At 32.1% G+C, this 4,084-nt stretch carries 3 protein-coding genes; all 3 read left to right on the top strand.

Going from position 1 to position 4,084, the window contains the following annotated elements; translation table 11 throughout:
* Positions 1-103 precede the first annotated feature (103 nt).
* Positions 104-1,159: a galactose ABC transporter substrate-binding protein gene (locus E6A48_RS10800; RefSeq protein ID WP_219710248.1), complete on the top strand. Its 1,056-nt coding sequence runs from the start codon at positions 104-106 to the stop codon at positions 1,157-1,159.
* A gap of 110 nt (positions 1,160-1,269) precedes the next feature.
* Entirely contained in the window at positions 1,270-2,772 is a 1,503-nt protein-coding gene (gene mglA, locus E6A48_RS10795; protein ID WP_219710247.1) for a galactose/methyl galactoside ABC transporter ATP-binding protein MglA, read from the top strand.
* A 22-nt stretch (positions 2,773-2,794) separates the two neighbouring features.
* A complete protein-coding gene (mglC, locus tag E6A48_RS10790) occupies positions 2,795-3,817 on the top strand; it encodes a galactose/methyl galactoside ABC transporter permease MglC (RefSeq protein WP_219710246.1) in 1,023 nt (340 codons plus the stop codon).
* Positions 3,818-4,084: the final 267 nt, after the last annotated feature.

Here is a 4,084-nt window from a genome sequence, read left to right as displayed (position 1 = left end):
GTATTAAAAAGGTTTTTTATTTGAATATTAAAAACTTGATTTAATCAATAAAATTTATATACTAAAATTATAGAATATTAATTAAATTAAGGAGTTTTCTATTATGAAAAAAATATCCATTATAAGTTCTATGCTTATAATAGCAACAATTTTCATGGTATCTTGTGGCGGCGGCGGTACTAAAGACAATGCAGCAACTTCAGATGCTAATGGTCCACTAATTGGGGTTACAATTTATCGTTATGATGACAACTTCATGTCTTTCTACAGAAGAAACATCGAAAGTAAAATAGCAGGTAAAGCTAATTTAATAATTAACGATTCTCAAAATAACCAAGCTCAACAAAATGACCAAGTAGATGTTATGATAAATAAAGATGTTAAAGCTTTAGCAATTAACTTAGTTGACCCTCAAGCAGCTCAAACTATAATAGACAAAGCTAAAGCTAAAAATATACCAGTTGTATTCTTTAATAAACAGCCTAGTGCTCAAGCTATGGCTAGCTATGATAAAACTTGGTATGTAGGTACTACACCAGAAGAATCTGGCGATATGCAAGGAAAAATCGTTGTAGATGCTTGGAAAGCAGATCCTACTTTAGATAAAAATGGTGACGGTGTTATACAATATGTATTAATTAAAGGCGAACCAGGTCACCCAGATGCAGAAGCAAGAACTTCTCATGTAACTATGTATATTACTAATAATGGTCTTAAAGTAGAAAAATTAGAAGCAGAACAAACAGCTATGTGGGATACTGCAAAAGCTAAAGATATAGTAGATGCTTGGATACAAAAACATGGCGATAAAATAGAGTTTATTTTTGCTAACAACGATGCTATGGCTTTAGGTGCTTTACAATCTATACAAGCTTTAGGATACAATACAGGCGATAAAGCTAAATATATCCCTATAGTAGGTGTAGATGCTATTCCTGATATGTTAAACGAAATTAAAAAAGGAACAATATTAGGTTCAGTACTTAATGACCCAGTTGGACAATCTCAAGCTCTTGTAGATTTAACATTAAATGTTGCTGCTGGTAAAGACCCAGTAGAAGGTACTACTTGGACTTTAGACGAAGTAAAAGCAGTACGCGTTCCTTATGTTCCTATAACTGCAGACAATGTTACTATAGCTGAAGAAGCTTATAAGTAATAATCATTTTTATGAATGGGGATATTATACTTTTATAATGTCCCCAATTTCATATTTTTAATTTTGTATATCGTATTTTTTTAAAGTGTAATTTTAAGGATTTTATTTTTATGGAAGAGAGAAAAGTAATTCTTGAGATGAAGGGCATATCAAAATATTTCCCTGGTGTTCAAGCTTTAGATAAGGCTGAACTTGTTGTGAGAGAGGGAAATGTTGTTGCTCTTATGGGAGAGAATGGTGCTGGAAAATCCACTCTTATGAAATGTTTATTTGGTATTTACCATAAAGATGAAGGAACAATATTATTAGATGGTAATGAAGTGAATTTTACTTCTCCTAAACAAGCTTTGAATAATGGTGTAGCAATGGTTCACCAGGAGCTTAATCAGGTTAGGCAAAGAAATATACAAGATAATATTTGGCTTGGTAAATATCCTACTAAATTAGGGTTTGTAGATGAGAAAAAAATGTATGATGATACTAAGGCTATTTTTGATGATTTAGAAATACCTTTAGACCCTAGGACTAAAGTATCTACATTATCAGTATCTGAAATGCAAATGGTTGAAATAGCAAAGGCAGTGTCATACAATTCTAAGATACTTGTTTTAGATGAGCCTACTAGTTCGCTCACAGAAAAAGAAGTTGCTAAATTGTTTAAAATAATAAGAAAACTTCAAAGTCGCGGCGTGGGTATGATATATATTTCACACAAAATGGAAGAGATATTACAGATATCTGATGAAGTTACTATAATGCGTGATGGTAAGTTTGTTTCCACTACTCCTTCAAAAGAATTAACAACTGACCTTATTATTAAGCAGATGGTAGGTCGTGATTTAACTAATAGATTCCCTCCTAAAACTAATAAGCCTGCTGAAGGAATTTTAGAGATTCAAAATTTTACAGCATTCTATCAGCCTTCTCTTACTGATATTAATTTTAGTGTGAGAAAAGGTGAGATTTTTGGTATAGCAGGTCTTGTTGGGGCTAAAAGAACTGAGGTGCTTGAAAGTATATTTGGTATGCGTACTTTATCAAGTGGTAAAATTATTAAAAATGATAAAGATATTAAAAATAGTACAACAAGAAAAGCTATTAAACATGGATTTGCTTTGGTAACCGAGGAAAGAAGACAGACTGGTATATTTGGTATGCTTTCTATTAATTTTAATTCTATAATAGCTAATATAGATAATTATAAAGGTAATTTTGGATTTTTGAATAATAAGAAGATGAGAGAGGATACTAAATGGGTAATAGACAGTATGCAGGTAAAAACTCCTTCAGAGAAAACTGCCATACAAACATTATCTGGAGGTAATCAGCAGAAGGTAATATTGGGTAGATGGCTTTTAAGTGCTCCTGATATTCTTATGCTTGATGAACCTACTAGAGGTATTGATGTAGGGGCAAAATATGATATATATAAACTTATAATAGATTTAGCTACGGAAGGTAAGACTATTATTATGGTTAGCTCTGAAATGCCTGAGTTGCTTGGTATAACTGATAGGATAATGGTTATGAGTAACGGAAGGGTTGCGGGTATAGTTGATACAGCTAGTACTAATCAAGAAGAAATAATGGCATTATCTGCCAAATATTTATAATTTATTAATAAAGGAATAATATATGTCAGACAAAAATTCTACTATAAACAAAATATTAAAATTTATACTGAATAATGCCATATTTGCAGCACTCTTACTTATACTTATTGGTATTATTATTAAAGAACCATCTTTCTTTAGACTTAGCAACTTTGTAAACATTTTTGCTCAGGCTTCTACTCGTATGATTATTGCTGTTGGTATTGGTACTTTATTGGTAACTCAAGGTAACGACCTTGGTGCTGGTAGGGCTGTTGGTCTTGCTGCGGTTGTTAGTGCTTCTCTTTTACAATCTGCTACTAACCCTACTAGAATGTATCCTGATTTGCCTTTACTTCCTGTTATATTACCTATACTTTTAGTTATGCTTATACTTATGGTATTTGGTTTTATAAATGGTTTCATTATTTCTAAACTTTATGTAACTCCATTTATTGCTACTTTGGGTATGCAGTTAATACTTTACGGTGTTACTAGTACTTATTTTGATAGACCTCCTTATGGTGCTCAACCTATTGGAGGACTTGACCCTAGATTTACTAATTTGGCTCAAGGCGGTATAAAAATAGGCGGACTTACAATATCATACTTAATAATATTTGCTGTAATTATTACTTTAATCATGTGGGTAATTTGGAATAAAACTAAATTGGGTAAAAACATATTTGCGGTTGGTGGCAACCCTGAAGCTGCAGCTGTAAGTGGTGTAAACATTCCTCTCACTCTCATGATAGTTTATACTATGGCTGGTGCTTTATATGGTATAGCTGGTTCTTTAGAGGTTGCTAGGGTTGGTTCTGCTACAAACAACTTAGGTAATGGATACGAACTTGATGCTATTGCTGCCTGCGTTGTTGGAGGAGTTTCTTTCTCTGGAGGTATTGGTTCTATTTTGGGTATTGTATCTGGGGTTTTGATATTCCAAGTTATTAACTACGGTATGACTTTCGTTGGTATTTCACCTTATATGCAATATATTATTAAAGGTGCTATCATCATTGCTGCTGTTGCTGTTGATACTCAAAAATATTTGAAAAAGGTTTGATGAATTGTGGAAAATGATCCTTTTAGAAGAGAGTTTAATAAAAAAGAGACAAGAAAAAGAACCATCAAGTCTTGGATATTTTTTGGATTTGTGTTTCTAATTTTTGTGATTGCTGAATTGATTAGATATATCAAAGGCTTGATGTAGTGATTTATTAATAATAGAGCTATTGCTAATTTAATTAGTGATAGCTCTTTTATTTTATTAAATAATTTTTAAGTTTTTTATTTTCTTCAACTTTTTACCGCCTTCGCGGTGCGGACTTCG

This window comes from Brachyspira pilosicoli (assembly GCF_019402445.1).
Classification (GTDB): Bacteria; Spirochaetota; Brachyspiria; order Brachyspirales; family Brachyspiraceae; genus Brachyspira; species Brachyspira pilosicoli_B.
This window is presented reverse-complemented; position numbering and strand designations above follow the sequence as displayed.